Raw genomic sequence first — 21,418 nt, forward strand, 5'->3', positions numbered from 1 at the left:
GACCCATCGCCCGGCCGTCGCCCATGGGCGGCCGGTTCCAAGGATCGGCGGCTGATGGAGCCGCATTTCTCGCGGAAAGACGCCAGAAGGCGCGACGCGACAAGGGGAACGACAATGGAAGACAACGATACCGCCTGGCAAAACGAGCTGGCGCGCCGCGCCCGCATCTATGAGGATATCGAGGCGGGGCACCGCTTCGAGGGCACGATGACTGCGCTCGACTATACCGGCATGACCGTGTTGACGGTCGTGCTCGTCGCCGCCTTCTGGATCTGGGGGGCCTGAGATGACCGATCATGTCGCCCGTGGCGGTCTCTCGGCCGCAGAAATCGAACGCGAGGACGCCGCCCGCCACAGCGCCGCTGCCGAGCGCGGTGATGCGCCGCTCCTGCCCTCCGAGAGGCTCTGGGGCTTCTGGGAATTCACCTATGCCAATTCGGCGCTTGCCATCGCCACTTGGGCCTTCCTCATTGGCGGCGCGATTGGCCTGTTCGTCGGGCCGAAGGAAGGTATCGCCGCGATCGTCATCGGCAACATCGTTGGCGTGGTGCTGACGTCGCTCGCTACCACCTGCATGTCCGGGCGCTACGGTGTCGAACAGTTCATCGCGCTGCGCAGCCAGTTCGGCTACAACGGTAGCCGTGTTGTCTACGTTCTGGCCGTGGTGCTGCTCACCATGGGCTGGCTGGCGGTGCTCGCCATGATGTTCGGCCGCTCGATCGACGGCCTGATGGCCCTCAGCGCCGGTGAGGCGGCCAACCCGACTGGCGTCAAGATGGTCATTGCCGCGATCGGCGCCATCCTCGTCACCTGGTTCATCGTCGCCAAGGGCCCAACCTCGATCAAGTTCTTCAACATGGTCGTGTCACCGGCCCTGGTGATCCTGATGGGCGTGATGCTCTACCTCATCCTCAGTCAGCGGTCTTTCAGCGAGCTTCTGGCGCTGCCGGCGCTCGATCCGCCCTTCGAGGACAACACGCTGAACTTCATCGTCGCGGTGGAGGTCAATCTGGCCGCCGGCTTCTCCTGGTGGCCCTATATCGGCAACCTGGCGCGCCTCACCAAGAACGAACGCACCGCCTTCTGGCCGAACATCCTCGGCATCTTCGGGGCGGCTGCCCTTGGCGAAATCGTCGGTCTGCTTGCGGCCGTCTCACTCGGCGAAAGCGATCCGACGATCTGGATGACCAAGATCGCCGGCCCGGTCATCGGCATCATTGCCCTGCTCTTCGTCGCCTTCGCCAACATGACCTCGATGGCGAACATCCTCTACACCTCCATCGTCGGGCTGCGCCAGGTCGGCACGGCGTCAGTGCGCCGCATTCCCTGGGGCACCGTCCTCTTCCTGTTCTGCCTCATCCCGCTCGGCCTGGTGGTGTTCTATCCGCAGATGTACGACGGCTTCTTCATTTTCCTCGTCTGGACCTCGGCGCTCAACTCTGCGCTCGCCGGCATCGGCATCGTCGATTACTTCTTCCTGCGCGGCCAGAAGCTCGACATGCGCAGCCTGCATGGCCCCCAGCAAAACGGTCCCTACCGCTTCTGGGCCGGCTTCAATCCCATTGGGCTCCTCGCCCTTGCCGTCGGCTGCATCGTCTACGTCGTCATCTTCAATCCGCAGACGCTCGCGAGCCTGCCGGCCTTCAAGTACCTGACCGCCTCCATACCCGCCTGTGTCGCTGCAGGTGCGGTCCACTACGTCCTGACCCGGCTCTTCGCCCGCGGGCGCGGCTGGGGCCAGTATCCGTAACCTTGGGAAAACCGTCATGACCGACACATACGACTACATCATCATCGGTGCCGGTTCGGCTGGCTGCGTGCTCGCCAACCGGCTCTCGGAAGACCCGGCCACGAAGGTCCTCGTGCTGGAATACGGCGGCAGCGACAAGTCGATCTTCATCCAGATGCCGACGGCGCTCTCCATCCCGATGAATGGCACGAAGTACAACTGGAAATACATGACCCTGCCGGAACCCGGCCTCGACGGTCGCCGGGTACACTGCCCGCGCGGGAAAGTCATCGGCGGTTCGTCCTCGATCAACGGGCTCGTTTACATGCGCGGTCACGCCCGCGACTTCGACGAGTGGGAGGAGCGCGGCGCGCGCGGCTGGCGCTATGCCAATTGCCTGCCCTATTTCCAGCGTGCCGAAAGCTGGCAGGACGGGGGCGACGCCTATCGCGGCGCTTCCGGTCCGCTCGCCACCAACGCCGGCAACCGCATGCAGAACCCGCTCTACCGCGCCTTCGTCGATGCCGGCCGCGAGGCCGGCTACATCGCCACCGACGACCCGAACGGCCATATGCAGGAAGGCTTCGGGCCGATGCACATGACGGTGAAGGACGGCGTGCGCTGGTCGACAGCCAACGCCTATCTGAAGCCGGCGATGAGCCGGCCGAACCTCACGGTCATAACCCACGCCATGACGCGTCGCGTGATCCTTGAGGGGAAACGCGCCGTCGGTGTCGAATATGAGTTTGGCGGCACGCGCGTCGTGGCGAAGGCCAGCCGCGAGGTGCTGATCTCCTCCGGTCCGATCGGCTCTCCGCACCTGCTGCAACGCTCTGGCATCGGGCCGGCGGCGGTGCTGCGAAAGGCGGGTGTCGCGGTGCTGCACGATCTGCCGGGCGTCGGCGAAAACCTGCAGGACCATTCCGAGGTCTATATCCAATATGCCTGCAAGGAGCCGATCACGCTCAACGGCAAGATGGGCCTTCTCAGCCGTGCCCTGATCGGTGCGGAATGGCTGCTGTTCAAGAAGGGACTTTCAGTCTCCAACCATTTCGAGAGCGGCGGTTTCATCCGTTCCGATGTCGCGCTCGAATGGCCGGACATCCAGTTTCATTTCCTGCCCGCCGCCATGCGCTACGACGGCAAGAAGCCGCTCGAGGGCCACGGCTTCATGGTGCTCACCGGGCCGAACAAGCCGAAGAGCCGGGGCCATGTCCGTCTGCGTTCGCCGGAGGCGCACGAGCAGCCGGACATCCTCTTCAATTATCTCGACCGCGAGGAGGACCGCGAAGGCTTCCGCCGCTGCCTGCGACTGACGCGCGAAATCATCGCCCAGCCGGCCTTCGACCGCTTCCGTGGCGAGGAGATCGCTCCCGGCACCAATGTGCGCAGCAATGACGAGATCGACGCCTGGGTGCGCGAGACGATGGAAAGCACCTATCACCCCTGCGGCTCCTGCCGCATGGGCGAGGATGCCATGGCGGTGGTCGACAGCGACCTGAAGGTGCGCGGCATCGCGGGACTGCGGGTCATTGACAGTTCCGTCTTCCCCACGGAGCCGAACGCCAATCTCAACGCGCCGACGATCATGCTGGCCGAGCGCGCCTCCGACATCGTGCGCGGCAAGCCGATGCTCGCCGCCTCCAATGCGGACGTGGGTATTGCGCCCGGCGTCGGGGTGACCCAGCGCAGCGGTACGCCCGTGCGCGCCGTCCGGCACTGAGATCGGGGGCGGAGATGTTGCGCGGCATAGGCTATGTCATTGCCCGGCGGGATTGCGATGACCCAGCGGAGCCGCAGGATTGGGCTATCGCCATCGAGGCGTTCCTGAGCCGCTTGGTCGCCCGTTGCGCCGTCATGTGCGGGCGATCGCCTCGGCGAGGCGAAGAAGGTGAGGCTTCATGCGGTCTGTCGGAACGCCCGCATAGCCGAGGATGAGGGCGCCCGGCCGGGGTGTTGCGATCGTATAGTCGGACAGTGGGTAACATTGCAGCCCGGCATCGCGGACGGCGGCGTGCACGGTCCGGTCGTTGCGGCCGTTTTCCAACCAGGCAAGCGCGTTGAGCCCACTGTCGGAGCAGTCGATGCGCGCAAGGCCGGCGAGCGTCGCCCGTCCCGCCTCCACGAACGCCGCGCGGCGCTCCGCATAGAGGCCGCGCATGCGGCGCAGGTGGCTGGCAAAGTGGCCGCCGCCGATGAATTCGGCAAGGGCGAGCTGGGTTTCCACCGGGACGCTGCGGTGGATCAGTCCCGAGAGGCTGCGGAAGGAGCCGACGAGCTGCGGCGGCAGCACCAGATATCCGACACGAATGCCGGGATAGAGCGCCTTGCTGAAACTGCCCGCATAGATGACCCGGTCATGGCTGTCGATGGACCGCATGGAGGGGAGTGGTGCACCGTCGTAGCGGAATTCGCTGTCATAATCGTCCTCGATGATCCAGCTGTCGTTCGTTCGTGCCCATTCCAGGAGCGTGAGCCGGCGCGGCAGCGACAGCGTCACCCCGAGCGGGTGGTGACGCGACGGCATGACGAAGGCGAGACGCGCGTCGGGATGGCGCGTCATGGCGCCCGCGACGTCCATGCCGTCGGCGTCGATATCGGCAGGGCAGAGGCGCAGCCCGAGCGTTCGGAACAGGTTGCTGGTGGTCACCGGGCCGGGATCCTCGAACCAGATGCCGTCGCCGGGATCGGCCAGCGCGAGCGCAGCGAGCGTGAAGGCGGCATGCCCGCCAGGGGTGATGACGATCTGTTCCGGATCGCAAGGGTCGCGCCGGTGAAGCGCCAGATATTCGGCGATCCTCTGGCGCAGCACCAGCTCGCCGGCGATATCGCCATAGCCCATGGCCACCGCCTTGCCGCTGCGCGTCACCGCATTCCAGCACTTGCGCCAAACGGCGAAGGGAAAGCGGTCGAGCGCCGGTTGGTTGGGCAGGAAGGGCTTATGCTCCATCTGGCCGATTTCGGCCGACACCTCGCGCGACAGTTCGCCGATCCGCGACAGCCGGGGCGCTGCGATATCCGATGCGTCGCCACGGACAGGTGTGAGGCGCGGTTTCGTCAGTTGGCGCGGCAGGGCCGCCGAGACGAAGGTGCCGGCGCCCTGCCGCGCTTCCAGATATCCCTCCGCCCTCAGGTTCTCCAGCACGCGCACCAGGGTCTGGCGCGACAGGTCCAGTTCCTCGGCAAGGATGCGGCTTGCCGGCAGGCGCGTCCCCGCGCGCAGGTGCCCGCGCAGGATCGCCATGCGCAATTGGTCCTGCACCTGGCGGAATTTCGGCAGGGCGCTTGCAGCGTCGAGGCGAAGGAAGGGCAGGATCGGGCCTTCGAACTGTTTGGCCAAGGCGTGCCTCCGAAAATTGGTACAGTCAAATGCACCATAATGGACGTTTGATTGTTGTCCAATTGTTACATCCTGCCCTTACATAAAAACGCACCGATGCAGCTCCCGAGGACGCAGACAGGTGCAAGGGGAACCGGACGGGCGGCGACGCCGACGACCGGATGCAAGGACAGCACGCAGCCATCGCCCACGAACCGTCGCAGACGGTCAACAGGAGGACTCCATGAAACGCTACGTATCCCGCGCCGCGAGCCGCGCGTTCGTCTCCACGCTTGCTCTTGCGGTCGCGCTACCGGGGCTTGCCCGTGCGGAAGCCCCGCAGGACCTCGTGGATGCCGCCACCAAGGAAGGCATGCTGACGGTGATCGCGCTGCCACATGACTGGTGCAATTACGGCGAAGTCATTACCGGCTTCAAAGCCAAGTATCCGGGCATCACCGTCAACGAACTGAACCCCGACGCCGGCACAGCCGATGAGTTGGAAGCGATCCGGGCCAACAAGGGCAATACCGGTTCGCAGGCGCCCGATGTCGTCGACCTCGGCCTCGCCTTCGCGCCGGCCGCAGCAGAAGAGGGCCTGCTTCAGCCCTACATGGTGGCGACCTGGGACGAGATCCCGGCCAACATCAAGGACGAAAAGGGCTATTGGTACGGCGACTACTACGGCGTCATGGCCTTCGGCGTGAACAAGGACCTGCTTGCAACCGCGCCGGCCGACTGGTCGGATCTCGCCAAGTCCGAATACTCCGGCGCCGTGGCGCTGACGGGCGATCCGCGCTCCTCGGCGCAGGCGATCCTCGCGCTGATGTCGGCGGGCGTTTCGCGCGGTGCCAAGCCCGGTGCCGATTCCGGCGCCAAGGGGCTGGAACTCTTCGCGGAGCTGAACAAGGCTGGCAACTTCGTGCCGGTACTCGGAAAGGCCGGCACCATCGCGCAAGGCCAGACCCCGATCGTCGCGGCCTGGGATTACAACCTGCTCGCCTGGCGCGACGGCCTGAAGGGCAACCCGCCAATGGACGTGGTCGTTCCGGCAAGCGGCGTGGTGGCCGGTGTCTATGTGCAGGCGATCTCGGCCTATGCGCCGCATCCCAACGCCGCCAAGCTCTGGATGGAGTATCTCTATTCCGACGCGGGCCAGATCGGCTGGCTTAAGGGCTACTGCCACCCGGCGCGCTTCAACGCCATGCTGAAGGCCGGCAAGTTCCCCCAGGCGCTTCTGGACAAGCTGCCGCCGGCGGAAGCCTATGAGAAGGCCATCTTCCCGAGCGTCGAGGAGCTCTCCGCCAACAAGACCGCCATCGTCGAAGGCTGGGACAAGGTCGTCGGCGCCAACGTGAAATAGGGTTCGCGTTTGCTACAGAGGCTCCGCTTGCCGCGGAGCCTCTCGCGGCTCCACCCTCAGGGAAAAATCCGATGACGACAAGCGCCGCATCCCTGCCGGCCGCCCTCAGGCCGCGGCAGGTTCGCAATTGGTTCGGGGTTGCCCCCTTCTTCATCTTCGCTCTGCTTTTCCTGATCCTGCCGACGTTCAACATCGTCGTCGGCGCGTTCCGCAACACGGACGGGCAGGCAACGCTGGAAAACATCGGCAAGCTCTTCTCGCCGTCGATCCGGGGCGCCTTCTGGATCTCCATCGAACTCAGCCTGCTGACGGCGGTGCTCGGCTGCGTGATCGGTTTCCTCATCGCCGCCGCCATCTCGCTCGGTGACCTGCCGCGCCCACTGCGCAACGGGATACTCACCTTTTCCGGCGTCGCCTCGAATTTCGCCGGCGTGCCGCTCGCCTTTGCCTTCATCGCCACACTCGGTCGCCTCGGTTTCGTGACGATGCTGCTGCGCAACTGGTTCGGCATCAACCTCTACGGCTCCGGCTTCAACATCGTCTCGTTCCTCGGCCTGGCACTCACCTATCTCTATTTCCAGATCCCGCTGATGGTGCTGATCATCACGCCGGCGCTGGACGGGTTGCGGCGCGAATGGCGCGAGGCGGCCGAAAGCCTCGGAGCGAGCGGCTTCCAGTATTGGCGCCTGGTGGCGCTGCCGGTGCTCTGGCCGTCGCTGCTCGGCACGCTGGCCCTGCTCTTCGCCAATGCCTTCGGCGCCGTTGCAACCGCCATCGCGCTCACCGGCTCGTCGCTCTCCATCGCGCCCATCGTGCTCTTCGCCCAGATCCGCGGCGACGTACTCAACGATCCGCACCTCGGTTATGCCATCGCCTTTGCCATGATCGTTTTGACCGGCATCGCCAACGGCATCTACATCCTCCTGCGCATGCGCGCCGAACGGTGGGTAAAATGACGGGAAAACGCCTCTGGTCCTGGCTCGCCGTTGCTCTCGGCGGGCTCTATTTCCTGCTGCCGCTCCTCGGCATGTTCGATTTCTCGATGCGCATGACGCGCGGCGAATACAGTTTCGAGGCCTACCGTGTCGTGCTGGCCGATCCGCAGTTCCAGCAGACCTTCGGCTATTCGGTCGTACTGGCGCTCCTGACCATCGTGCTCGGCATCCTGATCGTCGTGCCGACGGCCTATTTCGTCAGGCTGCGCCTACCGGGCCTGCGCCCGGTTGTGGAATTCATCACGCTGCTGCCGCTGGTCATTCCGCCGATCGTCATCGTCTTCGGCTATATCCGCATCTACAACACTTCCTCGATCCTGCCGCTGACGGGAAGCTGGTGGGGCACGAACATCCTGCTGCTGTTCGGCTACGCGACGCTGTCGCTGCCATATATGTACCGCTCGGTGGACACCGGCCTTCGCACCATCGACATCGCGAGCCTCACCGAGGCGGCGCAAAGCCTCGGGGCCGGCTGGGCGCGCATCCTCGCCGCCGTCATCCTGCCGAACGTCTTCGTCTCGGTCATGTCGGGGGCATTCCTGACCTTCGCCATCGTCATCGGCGAATACGTCTTCGCAGCACTCCTCAACGTCAATTCCTTCGGTCCCTACATGGTGTGGATGGGCGGCAACCGGGCATACGAGCCCTCGGCACTCGCCGTGGTCGCCTTCGCCATCACCTGGGCCTGCATGGGATTGATGCAGCTTTTCACCCGCTTTTCCAAATTCTCCACCGCGAGGCGCTGACCATGGCCTTTCTCGACATTCATCATCTGGAAAAATCCTTCGGCGCGGCGCGCGTCGTCAAGGATTTCAATCTTGGCATCGAAAAAGGCGAGTTCGTCTCCTTCCTCGGTCCTTCCGGCTGCGGCAAGACCACGGTGCTGCGCATGGTGGCGGGGTTCGAAACGCCGACTTCCGGTTCGATCCGCATCGACGGGCGGGACGTGACGCGCATTGCCGCCAACCGGCGCAACATCGGCATGGTGTTCCAGGCCTACGCGTTGTTCCCCAACCTGACGGTGGCCGACAATATCGGCTTCGGCCTCAAGGTGGCGGGCGAGGGCAAGGCCGCGATCCGCACCCGGGTCGCCGAGATGCTTGAGCTGATTGGCCTGCCGCAGCTGGGCGGCCGCTATCCCTTCCAGCTGTCCGGCGGCCAGCAGCAGCGCGTGGCGCTGGGCCGCGCGCTTGCCGTGCGCCCGCAGGTGTTGCTTCTCGACGAGCCGCTCTCGGCGCTCGACGCGAAAATCCGCGTCAGCTTGCGCGAAGAGATCCGCCGCATCCAGCGCGACCTCGGCATCACCACCATCTTCGTCACGCACGACCAGGAAGAGGCGCTCTCCATGTCGGATCGCGTCGTGGTCATGCATCAGGGCGTGGCCGACCAGGTCGGAACCCCGTTCGAGATCTACAACCGGCCGACAACGCGCTTCGTAGCCGAGTTCGTCGGCACGCTGAACCTCATCGACGCCGAGCTCACGGACGCCGCTGCCGGCCGGATCCGGCTGGGCGACGTGCCGGTGGCGCTGAACCGGACGCTGGCGGGGCGTTCCGGCGACCGCATCAGCCTGGCGCTCAGGCCGGAAACGGTGGCGTTGGGGCGCAAGGAGGACGGCAATGTCGTTCTCTCCGGCCATATCGCCGAGGTGCATTTCCTCGGTTCGGTGATCCGCGTCCGCGTCGCGGTTGCCGGCCAGCTCCTCTCGCTCGATACGTTCAACCAGCCCGACAGGCCGCCGCCGGCGATCGGCGCGCCAGTCGAGGTCAGCGTTTCGGATCGCGACCTGCTGGTGCTGGCCGCCTGACGGCGGCGGATCGCCCGTCAACCAACACGATTATCTTGCGGAGGAACCGGCACCGTGACGGATATGCCATGGAACGCCATGCCGCGCCCGGACTGGCGGGCGAGAATTGCAGCCCTTGCCGCTGAAAGCCGCGGCCGACTTGCCGCGCGGGCGAGGAGCGCCCCGCTGTTTGCGCATGCCTATGCCTTTCATCTCAACATGCGCTTCGGCGGCATGACGCCGCTGCATCTCATCGAATTCGCCCATGCGCAGCAGCTTTGCGGCATCAAGATCCATATTGAGGACGGCGAAGAGGCAAGCCTGAGCCGGATGCCGGACGCGGCTCTGCAAGCCTTTGCGGGGGCTGTCGGGCGCCACGGGCTGGAACTGCATGTCGAGACCAGCACGACGGAAGCGGCCGGGCTTTCGGATGCCGTGCGCATCGCGCTTGCCGCCGGCGCCACCTCGCTGCGCTGCTATCCGCGTTACGAGGGTCGCATTTCGGAGATCGTCGAGTGGACGATCGCAGACCTGCGGCGCCTTGTCGACTTCGATCCGCAGGCACGGCTGCGCTACACGCTCGAACAGCACGAGGACCTGACATCCGGGGAGCTGATCCGTATCCTGCGGGCCGTCGACAACCCGCGCCTCGGCCTGCTGTTCGATTTCGGCAACATGATCAACGCCTACGAATTGCCGCTGCCGGCGCTGGCGCTGCAGGCGCCCTACATTGCCGAAGTGCATGTGAAGGATTGCCTCGTCCAACCGGATCGTGGCGGCTGGGCTCATCTTGCCTGCCTGTCCGGCGAAGGGCATCTGCCGATGGCGGCGATGTTTGTGGAATTGCTGCTTCTGGGCGAAGACCGACCGCAGGTTCTGGCCTTCGGGCTGGAGGAGGAAGAAGGGTATTTCGCGCCCGCCCTGCGGTTGCCTTCGGATGAGCCGGACCCGTTCATTGCCGCCCGCCCGGCGAGCTTCACCGATATCGGGCCAGGCAACCTGACGGCGCGTCTGCGGCAGGAGGCCGCCGCCGCCCAAAGACAGGTCGAGACCGTCAGAACCCTGTTGCGCGAGATCGCGACCGAAGCCGAAAGGAACCAAGCATGACGCCTGCACAGACCTGCCCGCCGGCCTTTCTGGCGCTCGCCCACGCCATGGCGGACGCTGCCGCCGATGTCATCCGCCCGTATTTCCGCCAGCGCCTTGCCATCGACGCCAAGGCCGATGCCAGTCCCGTAACCATCGCCGACCGCGATGCGGAAGCAGCGATGCGGCAACTGATCGAGGTCCATTTCCCCGATCACGGCATCAGGGGCGAGGAGTTCGGCGCCTGCCGGACGGATGCCGAATGGATCTGGGTGCTTGATCCCATCGACGGCACGAAATCCTTCGTCTCCGGCTCGCTCGCCTTCGGCACGCAGATCGCCCTTCTTTATCGCGGTGAACCCGTACTCGGCATGATCAATCAGCCGATCACGGGCGAACGCTGGCTTGGCCTATCCGGCACGCCGGCGACCCTCAACGGTGACCCGATCCGCACCAGCGATCGAGCGGCTATCGATCAGGCGCTTCTCTACACCTCTGCTCTGGAACAGTTCGACCGCGAGCGGCACAGCCAATTCGCCGTGTTGGCCGCAAAGGTCCACTTCACCCGGTTTTCGCACGACTGCTACGCTGCCGGCCTCCTGGCCCTAGGCGGCATCGATCTCCTCCTCGAAAGCAATGTCTTCGACTACGATATTTTGCCGCAGATCCCGATCGTGCTCGGCGCCGGCGGCATTGTGACGGATTGGGAAGGCAGACCACTAGCGGACGCGCGCCGATATGATGCGGTGCTGATGGCGGCGAACGAAAAAATCCATCGGGCAGCGCTGGAGGCTCTTTGTCGAGCGTGATGTCCGACGCGGAACTCAGCCAAGGCGTTGATCCGGTCTCGGTTTTTGGGTCTGGAAGCAGACGGTCAACGCTTGGCATGAGCGGTGGCGGCCGGTCGCTTGTGGACGTCGCCGCGATGGAGGGGTTAGGCCCCCGGTTCGTGGCAAACCACTTCGATATTGTGCCCGTCGGGGCCAATGACGAAAGCTGCATAGTAGTTCGCGTGGTAGTGCGGGCGCAGACCGGGCGCACCGTTGTCTTTGCCACCGGCCTGCAGAGCCGCGCGATAGAAAGCTTCGACTTGCTGGCGATTGTCGGCCGTGAACGCCAAATGAAGATGCGCCGGCTTCTCCTCGGTTTGGTACAGGCACAGTGAAGCCTTACCCTTTGGGCTAAGCTCGACACCGTATGTCGGCGGTCCCTCCGCGACGACAGCTACACCGAGCGGTTCGAGTGCGCTCAGGAAGAACGCTTTGCTCGCTGCATAGTCGCTCACTCCGAATTTGACGTGGTCAAACATGAGTTCTCCTGAAATGTGTCGGCCTGCCTCACGGAGAAGCAGCCGGAGCGTGCCGCCTGCTGCGCCTTGCGCTGCAAAGCGGTCCTTCGCGGCCGTTTTGCGTGTCAGAGCTTAATGGCATGGCTCAGCCATCAATGGCAAGGAACAGGGGCGGGGTGCCCAGAAGGGTAGCGCCCCAATGAGTGAGCCCGCAGGGCACGCAGACTGAGCCGGCCATTGAGGTAGGATACCGGTCTCTCAGGCCTGGATGGAGGAAATCGGGATCCCACCCAACAATCGTTGACCCCAACCTTCTCACATGACGATCCGACAGCAGCGATCACACGGAGCGCGTGATGCCGCCGTCAACACGAATGTTCTGGCCCGTGATGTAGGCCGCACCATCGGAGGCAAGAAATGCCACCGTTGCGGCGATTTCGTCGCTGGTGCCATACCTCTTCATAGGCACGCCCTCGCGCCGTTCCTCGGTGGCCGGAAGGCTGTCGATCCAGCCGGGCAGGATATTGTTCATGCGGATATTCTCGGCCGCATAGGCGTCGGCAAACACCTTTGTGAAGGAGGCAAGGCCCGCGCGCGCCACCGCCGAGGTCGGAAACATGGCGCTTGGTTCGAATGCCCATGCGGTGGAGATGTTTATGATCGAGCCGGATTTCTGGCCTTGCATTATGGGCGTTACCAGCCGTGTCGGTCGCACGGCATTCAGGAAGTAAACGTCGATTCCGGTGTGCCAGTCCTCATCCGTAATCTCAAGGATCGGCTTCCTCGGCCCATGCCCTGCGCTGTTCACCAGCACGTCGATCCGGCCCCAACGGTCCACCGTACCATCCACTAGGCGCTTCAGGTCGTCGTTGGATTGGTTCGATCCGGTGAGGCCAAATCCGCCGAGTTCCTGCGCCAGCGCCTCTCCCTTGCCCGAGGATGACAGGATGGCCACCTTGAACCCGTCAGCGGCCAGACGCCGGGCCGAGGCCGCACCCATACCAGAACCACCCGCCACGACGATCGCCACTTTTTCTGCTGACATATTCGTTTCCTTCATCGGGATTTGCGTTAATTACCCACAGTGATAGCATCTTTCGTCTAGGCTCACGAACCAGAACAACACTTATCATCCAGTAGAAAAACTATCGCATGGCTGACGGTAATCGGCGACTTCCGCCGCTGAACGCATTGCGTGCCTTCGAGGCCGCATCGCGACATCTGAACTTCCGCCTCGCCGCTGAAGAGTTGGGAGTGACGCAGGGTGCAGTCGCGCAGCAGGTGCGCGGTTTGGAAACCTCCCTCGGCCTGAAGCTATTCGAGCGCCATACGCGGACGCTTGCGCTCACCGACGTTGGGCGCAGCTATGTGGGCAATATCAGCCGCGCCTTCGAACTGATTTCCGATGCGACGGAAGCCCTGAAACCCGAACCACGCCATCTGACCATCAGCGTGACGCCAACCTTCGCGTCACGCTGGCTGATCCCACGGTTGCCGGACTTCACGGAGATGCATCCCGACATCGGCCTGCGCATTCTGGCGACCGACCGGATCTCCAATTTCCAAACCGACGCGGTGGACTTGGCGGTGCGCTACGGGCGTCCGCCATTCGGACCGGGTCTGATCGCCGACCTCCTGTACGAAAACGTGATCGTTGCTGTCGCAAGCCCTCTGTTGATCGAGAAGCTTGGACCGCCAACACAGCCTGAAAATCTCAGGCATTATGCGTTGCTACATGATGCCCATGATTTCTGGCCCCAGTTTCTGGATGTTGCCTTTCCCGCAGGGGTCGCCACCTCGGGCAAGAACATCCGGTTCAACCAAACCTCGCTCGCGATCGAGGCAGCGGCGGCCGGGCAGGGCCTCGCTCTCGCCAGCCTGTTCTTCGTGACGGACGATCTGGGTTCCCGTCGTCTTGTCCGCCCGTTCACGCCAGAATTGCGCGTTGGAGCGGACTTCTATCTGGTCTCGCCTCGCAAGCCGCGCCACCCGGCCGCTGTTCTGGAGGTTCGAGAATGGATGAGCGCGGCCAAGGCGGGTAGGATGGGCTGAGACATCGGATCAATCACAGCGGTTATGTGATTGTGTTCCCGCCATCGCGGTTGGACGTTTTGCGACGTCGCGGCACAGGGACTTTTGCCGCCGCCGATTGTCTCTCTTGCTCCGCTCCTCTCGTTGTTATGCCTTTCTTGGAAAAAGGTATAACTCGAATGAAAACATACCAACGTCGAAGTCACCCGCCGCGAGGCACTGGCCTTTGGACGCGGATGGCGTCCACAATCCTGCCTACGACCGCTTCGTCAATTGATGTTCTCGCCAGATGGTGAAAAGGCCCGCGCCGACGACGATGAGAGCGCCTGCGATCATGTTGTGCGTTAAATTCTCGTCGAACAACATCACAGCTACAATGACATTGAGAACCAGCTGAAAATAGGTGACAGGCTGAACTTCGGCGGCAGGCAGCAGCCCATACGCCCTGATCAGGAAGTAGTGACTGAGCGTACCGCAGACGCAAAGCGCTGCCAGCGCAAGCCAGTCGAAAGTCTGGACTTCGGTCCAATAGAAGGGGCCAATGAGCGAAATCGCCAGAGCTCCGACGACCCCGGCATAAAAAAGGCTTGTGACTGCCGAATCCTCATGGCTGACCGCGCGGGTGGCGATGCTGTAGAGCGCAAACAGCACGGATGCTGCAAGCGGCAGAAGAAGCGACATGTCGAAGTGAACATCTACGGGATTTATGATCACCAAAACGCCAATCAGCCCAACCAGTACCGCGGTCCCGCGCCGCCATCCTACCGTCTCTCCCAGCAGCGGAATTGACAGGACCGTGATGATCAGCGGCGTTGCCTGGAAGATCGACTGGCTCATCGCGAGCCCGGCATGAACGTAGGAAAAGACGATGATGACGATTTCCGCGACGAGCAAAAGTCCGCGTGCGATCTGTAACCAAGGATGACGCGTCTGAACGGCGCGGCGATATCCGCCCGGTGACGATGCGGCGAAACAGAATACGAAGAGCGCAAACGCCCAGAACCGTATCATGGTTATGAAAAGCGCCGGGTAACGATCACCAAGGTACTTGGTGATGGCGTCCTGGGCGGCGAAAATGCAGATCGCCAGAAAGGCGAAGAGGTAGCCGCGGGTCTTGGAGCTCATCTCACATACACTCAGAATCGTTGACGATCCTGAGTAGCATAGTCCTTGGGTCAAAGTCCGGTGCAAGCCGGCATGTTGTCGACGGCGCGGTGATGAAGCCAAGGTTTGCAATCGTCACTCGGTCGCGTGCGGCCGCGCCGGTCGACGCCAAGCCCTCCCTTTTCTCGCATAAGGTTCGAGGGGAGGCGTCGCGGACCACTTTTCACACTACTGCCTGTTTCCCTAAATCCAACGATAAAAACATGCAGCAATTCAAAGTGCTACAGCGAACTTTGCCGTCTTAAGCGGCGCTGTAGCCAGACGATCTGCACAGCAGTTGGGTTAACGGAAGCGCGGTCGTTTGGGCGGGGCGTTGGTTTCGAGCTCATGCCTGCTCGCGAACTTGCCCAACAGGGAAAGGAGCTTGCCCTGATCCTTGCTGCTTATGCTGTGGCGGATACAATGCTCCACGACGTCGAACACAGGTTGGTGGGGCTGTGAATTCAGCTTTTGATCGTTAATATGTTTGGACATGATCGTACCTCCGGCCAAATAACGCCGGGACGGGCAGACAAGTTCCCTGCGGGCGGCCGCTTTCGACGCCTCGCCAACGCCTTCGGCCGCCAGGGCTGGTCGCATCGGGCCCCGCATTCCAATTGAACCTGCGGACATGTGTGGGACATGGTCGATCGCGGTGCGAGCGCGGGGCGACAGCGTGATGTCAGTGCAGTTTTGTAATCTTAGCCTCGGCAATTGCCTCCACAAACGCCTCGCGGGCTTGTTCCCAAGGGTAGGTACCAAGCATTGCGTCCGTGCACTTGTTGAGGGCGTCGGTGAAGGCGACACCATAGTCTACCGGCCAGCTGTCGTTAAGCAAAGTAGCTGCCCGCGCGGGCGTCCAAACCATCTGCACGCCGTCGAGGTCGGGAAGCTGGATGATGACGCATTCGTTCCAAGTTTCGATCATCGCCCTGTCCTTTTCTTCGCAGGGATAACGATCGGATGCAGCCTTCGTTCCGAAGCGGTCCCGGCAGAAGCAGGGCCCCGGTTTGCGTGGATCGCCGGAGGTCGTTCCGTGATCGCCAGTGTAACCTTAGGCGGCCCTTTGAGGATTACTGCCTCCGGGCACCTTCACCTGTTCAAATGCCGCTGTGGCCGGCAAACCGGCTTCAAGACAGGCTGCGATGAACGCTTCGCGCGCGACGGCGACTGGTGTCGCCCGCTGAAGTGCACCGCGGCAAGTCCTGACCGCGCGCTCGTAGCGCTGTCCTCGACGAAGCGGCCACTCATTTTCCAGGAAATCAAGAGCCTCATAGACGGACGAGAAGACGTGATGCGTGCCGTTCTGAAACTTTACCAAGAGCGGCACAGACCATGGCATTTCCGCAATGAACATGGGTTCCTCCTTCACATGCAAGTGGATGAAGAAAGACAGGTTAAATTAGGTGCCGCGAATGGATGTTCAAGCGGGCAATTGACGCCCGCAGTGTCCATAAAACGCGGGCGCTGGCGAATTGTTCCGAACTTGCTGACCTCGCACCGGGCTGCTCCAGATATCCCTCGCGCGCATAAACATCTAGCGTCCGTGACCTTGCCCCTTTGAAATCCATCTTGAATTAAGCTCCGGCCGATAGCGGGTGACGGTGCCTGGCGAAATTAAGAGATTCTCACATCACCATCATGTGCAGCGGTGGACGGGGCTAACTCCCGTCTGCAGGGTCACCGTTTGGGTTCGGCGCTGGCATCTCTCTTATATCTCGCGCGGGATGTTTGCGGTCGTCGGGCTCCGATGGCGCTTCCTTGTTGTCGGGACGGCGGATTGGCTGTGCTCTAGGGTCGACCCTCTTGGGTGGGGCAGCAGTCTTCTTGGACATGTCCAGTACTCCAGGTTCAATGAGAAGAACCGATTGACAAGACTGAAGGTTCCGGAACCGCCACGGACGTGACTAAAGACGGTTGTATTGGTCACGGAAGGATCTCCGCGGGCGGCGTCTGCAAGAGACACGACGCAGTCTTTTGTCGCCATTGGGAACCGGAAGTCAGACCTGAATGTCGCCGGTCTGCGAACGGTCGCTCCTGTCGTTTGTTCCGCTCATTCGTTGCCACATTCGTGATCGATTTCTTCTGAGCGATCGACCGATAGTCGATTTTGAGGTTAGGGTGGGTCGCGAGGTCCATGAGGTTCATTATGCCGACGCCGATCCGGTTCGTTATTTTGAACGTGAGCGTGGGGTTTTTGCTTGGGGCAGCGCTGCTCTGATCGTAAAAATCGCTCCGGTCGCCCTCGGGCACGGCCAAAGTCTTGATCCGCTTGCGTTCGGGTTGCAGATCTACGCTTTCGGTGCATCTTTTGGTCTCGGTGCACTGGCGACGGCTTTGATCATGATTGCCGAGGATTTGATAGACCCAAGTGTGATCGACGAAATTGTGAAGCGGCTTTGGCCCGAGATGACCGTTGAAGGAGATCACGTTGAAAATCCCAAGCCCTTTGAGCCAAACGAACAAATGCGGGCCGCCGATCCATGTCCCAAGGGAAAATCGCCGGCATTGTGGTGCACGACTGGCATCCCTTGGCTTCGGGTAGATCCAGCGGGCAACCAATGCGGACGATCACGCGCTCGGTTACGGCAATCTCCTCAGCCAGCGTATAGAAGCCAGGAGCGCGGCTGCGTCTGCGCTACATCCATGAAGTCTGCCACCATCGGGCGCGATCAGGGCCATTGCGAAACTCTTTTCACTGTCACATCAGCAAACCCTAATCTTCAAGGAAGTTTCGTCTGAGCGTTCTGAAGTTTCTTAAGCGAAGCACTGGGCGGGCATGCAAGGGAACCGAAATCGGGCAGGCAGTATTTTGCTGCTCATTGCACTCAGGAGGTGGTTATGATCGACAATGACGCCTGGACAATGGAAGAGCGTCTCTGGCGTGAAGGCGAGAGTGCCTACAGGGATCTTGTGCACCCCGGCTGCATTATGGTTTTCGTGGCGCCTCTCGGCATTCTTCAAGGGTCCGAAATCATCGAAAGCATTCGACAGTCGCCGCGTTGGGATTGGATCAGGATGACGGAAAAGTGTTTTGCGCAGCCGTCGGACGACGTCATGGTCTTGGCCTATCGTGCGTTAGCGAATAGGCGCGAAACGGAGGCTTATCACGCCTATTGTACGTCGACCTATCATGCTTGCGAGAACGACTGGAAACTCGTTCAGCATCAGCAAACGCCACATGCCATCTGATGATGCATTGGATCAGTTTGGAACGGTCTCTCTTCGCAGACGTCCGGGGGCCGGGCTATTTTTGTGATCGCTCCAAAAGGATACGCATCTCATCGAACCGCCTTTTTCGCGCAGCGTCCTCCTCCTGGGGCGAATAGCAGGTGTTCGATTGGCAAAACCGGACCAATGAAAAGGGCGGCTTCGCGTTACTGAATTCACATTCAAACGTGTCCGACATTTCCGATTTTGCCACGTTGGCACGCGTCGAATAGGTCAGCCGCACGCCCGGCGGCTTCAGTTCCGGGAAGGACTGAACAATTCCAAGATGCAACACATCGGTCAGAAGGAAGTTTTTTGCGACCGTGGCGCATATCGCTTCCAGATCCCCTGACTGGGCGAAAGCTGGAGATGCGACCAGGTTCAGCAAAAGCACATACCGTATCATGTAGTTCCTCCGGGGCTTTACCTTGTAGGTAACTAGAGGCGGAACAATAATATCAATTGGTCGTTGCGCGAAATTTCGATCGCCACGAAGAAGTCGGCAGAGGGTTTGACGCCGGTAGGCGAGAAGCCCTCGCGAGCCGATCGTTGGATGGGAACAATCCTGCGCTTTCGCCATTATATTAGTGCACGCGCAAAAGCGATCCCGAAACTAATCCCTCCGGATCGTGTGCAGGATGGCCTCCTCGAAAGGAGGCCATCTGTCTAATGCAGCGGCCGACACGCCCATGGCCGGATGATTTGCGAGATTGTCCATCACCGACACGGTGCGTGCTACAAGGCCGGCTGACGTTCCCGAATGACCGTTCTCGTGCAACCACGGCGGCTTCCACTAAGGCCGACCACCATGTCTGTGCCCTTCGGGGGCTGGTCCTAGTTTGCTTTGCCGGAGTTGAAGCGACGAAGCAGGGCCGTAAAGAGGCGTAGATCCGCCTCGCTCCAGCCGTCGATACGACGGTGAAAAACCTCGCCCTTGTACTTGATCGCTGCGCGCATCTTGGCGGCGCCCTGGTCTGTCAGGGACAGTATTACGCCACGCTTATCGGCCGGATCGGGACGAGACTCGACGATTCCGGCTTGCTTTAGCTGTCGCACCAGGCGGCTAGTCGCGCTACGGTCCATAGCCAAACCATCTGCAACATGGCTCGCCTGAGCCGGCCCGTACGCGTGAAGCCACTGGATGATGTGATAGGCGGCCGGTTGCAAATCGGCGTCGAAGCTGGCGGCCATTTCAGTCGCAACCGCGCGGGACGCGCTCAGCAGTGCATTGAGCTGTTCGCCGAGCGATAGCCACAGCAGGGGCGTCTCATTTGTTTCGTCTTCGGTGAGGGACGCCATGCAGTCGCTCCCCTTTCCATTCCTTGGCGTTATCGATATGATGGATATATATCCACTATATCCATGAGGTGTCCATGTCCGAGATTTCCGCGCCCATCGTCGTCATGACCGGCGCTACGAGCGGAATCGGGCGTCTGGCGGCGATCGAGCTGGCCAGTCGTGGCGCGCATTTGGTGCTGATTGCACGCTCCGAGGTCAATGCGGAAGCCACCGGTAATGCAATCAGGACGGTCGCGCCGCAGGCGCAGATCGACATTCATTATGCGGACTTGACGCGATTGGAGACAGTCTCCGCAGTCGGCCAGACGATCGCGAGGGAATATGACAGGATCGATGTGCTGATCAACAATGCCGGCATTCACGCCTTCGCGCCGCGCACCACGGTCGACGGCTACGACGAGATGATGGCGGTCAATTATCTCGCACCCTGGCTGCTCACGAGCACCCTGCGCGAGACGCTGATCCGGTCTGCACCCTCGCGCATTGTGACCACGGCATCGGAAGCGTCCCGCCATCACGGAAAAATCGAACTGACGGGCGATATGTTCGCGCCCACGCGGTTTTCCTGGCTAGGCTCCTCACGGATCTACGGACGGACGAAACTGCTGGACATCATGTTATCCCTCGAACTTTCGCGGCAGCTGGAAGGAACCGGCGTGGCAGTGAACTGCCTGGACCCAGGTTTTAATGTCACTGATCTGGGGCGCGAGCTGAGCTTTGCGCCAATGCTCGAACGGATCCTGACGAGGCTGAAGATTGGCGATCCCCGTCGAGGCGCGGGCATCATCGTTCGTCTCGCCATGGATGCTGAGTTCGGGACCGCTACGGGCGGATATTTCTCGGTGAAGGATGCAACGCCGCTGGAGCCTGTCTCGCCCGCCGACGACCCGAATGCGCGGCAGGCATTGTGGGCCATAACCCACGAGGTGCTTGGGGCGATTTCCTGAGGCGGACGAGGCTTCGCGGCTGAAAGGACCCGACGAGCGTGCCTGGAGTCCTGCAGGAGCGCGTACGAAGCGGAACACTGACAAAGGCCCCGGAAAACCGGGGCATTTTGACGTCTATTGCCGACCTACCGATGCTATATCAGAGCCGTGGGTCCGGCCCTTCTGAAGTTGGATCGGCAATTGGCGCGAATTGCTGCGATCCTTCTGCGCTCAACAATTCGGCACGTATCTTGCCGACGACGGAGTCGATGAAAGCAGAAACCGCCAGTGGCAAGTGAGCCCGGTTGGGGTAGACGACGCTCATGCCGAGATTGCGGCGCATGTATTGGGGCAACACCGGCACCAGTCGGCCAGCCGCGAAATCGGCTGTGCCCAGGATTGGTGTCAACGCGATGCCGAGGCCTGCTATCGCCGCCTTTCGGATCGCCTGTGCGGTATTCGCCATCACGCGGCCGGTGACGGTCACCTCCTCCTCGGGTCCGTCGGGACCTTGAAGGCGCCAGGTCGCATAGTCCCGGGCCTGTGGCATAAACAGACAATCATGACGGGTCAGCTCCTGCAATGTGGCAGGCGTCCCGCGCGCGGCAAGGTAGGAGGGGCTGGCGACAAGTCCGAACGAGCGGGTTTGGATCTTGCGCACAACATAGTTCGGACCACGCGTTGCGTTCCCTCGGAAGGCGACATCGATGCCTTCTTCGATAAGATCAACCGTGGCGTCGCTTAACACGAACTCGATACGCACTTGTGGGTGCGAGGCCAGGAACTCGGCTATCCATTCCATTTTGTAGAAGTCGAAGAAGTCGGCGGGCATCGCCACACGTATCAGCCCCCTCGGCACCCGCGCGCCGGCAATCAGATCCTCTCCCGCTTGTTGCAGTCCGTCCACGGGCGCAGCGCTATTATCGTAGAGTTCATGTCCGGCATCGGTGAGTTTCAGCTTCCGGGTGGATCGCTGCATGAGCCGGGCGCCGAGCTGCTCTTCCAATTCCTGAATGCGCCGGCTGACCGTATTGGCGGGAATCCCCAAACGACGTCCGGCCTCCGCGAAACTGCCAAAGCGAACAACCTGCACGAACAGGCCGATGTCGTTCAGGTCGAGCATCGTCGATATTCCTTCTAAAAATGGGGGAGTTAAATCCGATAGCCCCGCCTAGTCAATTAAATATGCGGCGAGCATTTTAGGGGCAGCGGGAATTGCACGCAGTCCCGATTGTTCGACAAG

Annotated in this window: 23 protein-coding genes; 13 read left to right on the top strand and 10 right to left on the bottom strand. The window is 61.9% G+C overall.

All coding sequences use genetic code 11. The features are described from left to right. Positions 1-114: 114 nt before the first annotated feature. From ASD00_RS40925 to betA, 3 genes are read left to right on the top strand one after another with little or no spacing between them, the layout of a single operon-like run. Positions 115-285 (top strand): hypothetical protein, encoded by a 171-nt coding sequence (locus ASD00_RS40925; protein ID WP_107027011.1) that lies wholly within the window; start codon positions 115-117, stop codon positions 283-285. Between the two features lies 1 nt (position 286). After that, entirely contained in the window at positions 287-1,750 is a 1,464-nt protein-coding gene (locus ASD00_RS13555; protein ID WP_082523542.1) for a cytosine permease, read from the top strand. A 16-nt stretch (positions 1,751-1,766) separates the two neighbouring features. Beyond that, positions 1,767-3,452 (top strand): choline dehydrogenase, encoded by a 1,686-nt coding sequence (gene betA / locus ASD00_RS13560; protein WP_057207133.1) that lies wholly within the window; start codon positions 1,767-1,769, stop codon positions 3,450-3,452. 132 nt (positions 3,453-3,584) lie between these two features. On the opposite strand, the gene ASD00_RS13565 is transcribed toward betA, so the two are convergent. After that, entirely contained in the window at positions 3,585-5,069 is a 1,485-nt protein-coding gene (locus tag ASD00_RS13565; RefSeq protein ID WP_057207134.1) for a PLP-dependent aminotransferase family protein, read from the bottom strand. Between the two features lie 223 nt (positions 5,070-5,292). On the opposite strand from ASD00_RS13565, the gene ASD00_RS13570 reads away from it, so the two are divergent. The 6 genes from ASD00_RS13570 (at position 5,293) to ASD00_RS13595 (ending at position 11,087) form a co-directional block, all read left to right on the top strand. Then, the gene (locus tag ASD00_RS13570; RefSeq protein ID WP_057207135.1) at positions 5,293-6,411 is read left to right on the top strand and encodes an ABC transporter substrate-binding protein; all 1,119 of its coding nucleotides are present in this window, start codon (positions 5,293-5,295) and stop codon (positions 6,409-6,411) included. Between the two features lie 71 nt (positions 6,412-6,482). Next, entirely contained in the window at positions 6,483-7,367 is an 885-nt protein-coding gene (locus ASD00_RS13575) for an ABC transporter permease subunit (protein ID WP_025430329.1), read from the top strand. Beyond that, positions 7,364-8,152 carry an ABC transporter permease subunit gene (locus ASD00_RS13580; RefSeq protein ID WP_057207136.1) on the top strand — a complete coding sequence of 263 codons (789 nt, stop codon included), beginning with the start codon at positions 7,364-7,366 and terminating at the stop codon, positions 8,150-8,152. Before ASD00_RS13575 ends, ASD00_RS13580 begins: the two co-directional genes overlap by 4 nt. A gap of 2 nt (positions 8,153-8,154) precedes the next feature. Beyond that, the gene (locus ASD00_RS13585) at positions 8,155-9,213 is read left to right on the top strand and encodes an ABC transporter ATP-binding protein (RefSeq protein ID WP_057207137.1); all 1,059 of its coding nucleotides are present in this window, start codon (positions 8,155-8,157) and stop codon (positions 9,211-9,213) included. Between the two features lie 63 nt (positions 9,214-9,276). Continuing rightward, on the top strand, positions 9,277-10,299 hold the full coding sequence (locus ASD00_RS13590; protein WP_082523543.1) for a TIM barrel protein: 1,023 nt from the start codon (positions 9,277-9,279) through the stop codon (positions 10,297-10,299). After that, the gene (locus tag ASD00_RS13595) at positions 10,296-11,087 is read left to right on the top strand and encodes an inositol monophosphatase family protein (protein ID WP_057207139.1); all 792 of its coding nucleotides are present in this window, start codon (positions 10,296-10,298) and stop codon (positions 11,085-11,087) included. Before ASD00_RS13590 ends, ASD00_RS13595 begins: the two co-directional genes overlap by 4 nt. A 125-nt stretch (positions 11,088-11,212) precedes the next feature. Here ASD00_RS13595 and ASD00_RS13600 read toward each other — a convergent pair whose 3' ends face one another. Both ASD00_RS13600 and ASD00_RS13605 read right to left on the bottom strand, forming a co-directional pair. Beyond that, positions 11,213-11,587, bottom strand: a complete 375-nt coding sequence (locus tag ASD00_RS13600; protein WP_057207140.1) for a VOC family protein — start codon at positions 11,585-11,587, stop codon at positions 11,213-11,215. Positions 11,588-11,906: 319 nt separating this feature from the next. Continuing rightward, positions 11,907-12,611, bottom strand: a complete 705-nt coding sequence (locus ASD00_RS13605) for an SDR family oxidoreductase (protein ID WP_057207323.1) — start codon at positions 12,609-12,611, stop codon at positions 11,907-11,909. 107 nt (positions 12,612-12,718) lie between these two features. On the opposite strand from ASD00_RS13605, the gene gcvA reads away from it, so the two are divergent. Then, positions 12,719-13,618 (top strand): transcriptional regulator GcvA, encoded by a 900-nt coding sequence (gene gcvA, locus ASD00_RS13610; RefSeq protein WP_057207141.1) that lies wholly within the window; start codon positions 12,719-12,721, stop codon positions 13,616-13,618. A gap of 234 nt (positions 13,619-13,852) precedes the next feature. Here the strand turns inward: gcvA and ASD00_RS13615 are convergent, their stop codons facing one another. From ASD00_RS13615 to ASD00_RS13630, 4 genes are all read right to left on the bottom strand, one after another. Further along, positions 13,853-14,722, bottom strand: a complete 870-nt coding sequence (locus ASD00_RS13615) for a DMT family transporter (RefSeq protein ID WP_051509330.1) — start codon at positions 14,720-14,722, stop codon at positions 13,853-13,855. Between the two features lie 321 nt (positions 14,723-15,043). After that, the gene (locus ASD00_RS39965; RefSeq protein ID WP_057216906.1) at positions 15,044-15,235 is read right to left on the bottom strand and encodes a hypothetical protein; all 192 of its coding nucleotides are present in this window, start codon (positions 15,233-15,235) and stop codon (positions 15,044-15,046) included. 187 nt (positions 15,236-15,422) lie between these two features. Beyond that, a complete protein-coding gene (locus ASD00_RS13625; RefSeq protein ID WP_025430319.1) occupies positions 15,423-15,668 on the bottom strand; it encodes a DUF982 domain-containing protein in 246 nt (81 codons plus the stop codon). A 126-nt stretch (positions 15,669-15,794) separates the two neighbouring features. After that, positions 15,795-16,097: a DUF982 domain-containing protein gene (locus ASD00_RS13630; RefSeq protein ID WP_057207143.1), complete on the bottom strand. Its 303-nt coding sequence runs from the start codon at positions 16,095-16,097 to the stop codon at positions 15,795-15,797. A gap of 653 nt (positions 16,098-16,750) precedes the next feature. Here ASD00_RS13630 and ASD00_RS39970 point away from each other — a divergent pair. Next, positions 16,751-17,482 (top strand): hypothetical protein, encoded by a 732-nt coding sequence (locus tag ASD00_RS39970; protein ID WP_156585547.1) that lies wholly within the window; start codon positions 16,751-16,753, stop codon positions 17,480-17,482. 99 nt (positions 17,483-17,581) lie between these two features. Next, complete coding sequence (locus tag ASD00_RS13640) at positions 17,582-17,932, top strand: hypothetical protein (RefSeq protein WP_057207145.1); 351 nt, start codon at positions 17,582-17,584, stop codon at positions 17,930-17,932. A gap of 55 nt (positions 17,933-17,987) precedes the next feature. Here ASD00_RS13640 and ASD00_RS13645 read toward each other — a convergent pair whose 3' ends face one another. Together ASD00_RS13645 and ASD00_RS13650 are read right to left on the bottom strand one after the other, a co-directional pair. Then, positions 17,988-18,356, bottom strand: a complete 369-nt coding sequence (locus ASD00_RS13645; RefSeq protein WP_057207146.1) for a hypothetical protein — start codon at positions 18,354-18,356, stop codon at positions 17,988-17,990. Between the two features lie 428 nt (positions 18,357-18,784). After that, a complete protein-coding gene (locus ASD00_RS13650) occupies positions 18,785-19,249 on the bottom strand; it encodes a MarR family winged helix-turn-helix transcriptional regulator (RefSeq protein WP_057207147.1) in 465 nt (154 codons plus the stop codon). Between the two features lie 74 nt (positions 19,250-19,323). Here ASD00_RS13650 and ASD00_RS13655 point away from each other — a divergent pair, with 74 nt between their 5' ends. Further along, positions 19,324-20,196: an SDR family NAD(P)-dependent oxidoreductase gene (locus ASD00_RS13655; protein ID WP_057207148.1), complete on the top strand. Its 873-nt coding sequence runs from the start codon at positions 19,324-19,326 to the stop codon at positions 20,194-20,196. 139 nt (positions 20,197-20,335) lie between these two features. Here the strand turns inward: ASD00_RS13655 and ASD00_RS13660 are convergent, their stop codons facing one another. Then, positions 20,336-21,298 (bottom strand): LysR family transcriptional regulator, encoded by a 963-nt coding sequence (locus tag ASD00_RS13660; protein WP_057207149.1) that lies wholly within the window; start codon positions 21,296-21,298, stop codon positions 20,336-20,338. Positions 21,299-21,418: the final 120 nt, after the last annotated feature.

This window comes from Ensifer sp. Root31, from assembly GCF_001424825.1.
GTDB classification, from domain to species: domain Bacteria; phylum Pseudomonadota; class Alphaproteobacteria; order Rhizobiales; family Rhizobiaceae; genus Ensifer; species Ensifer canadensis.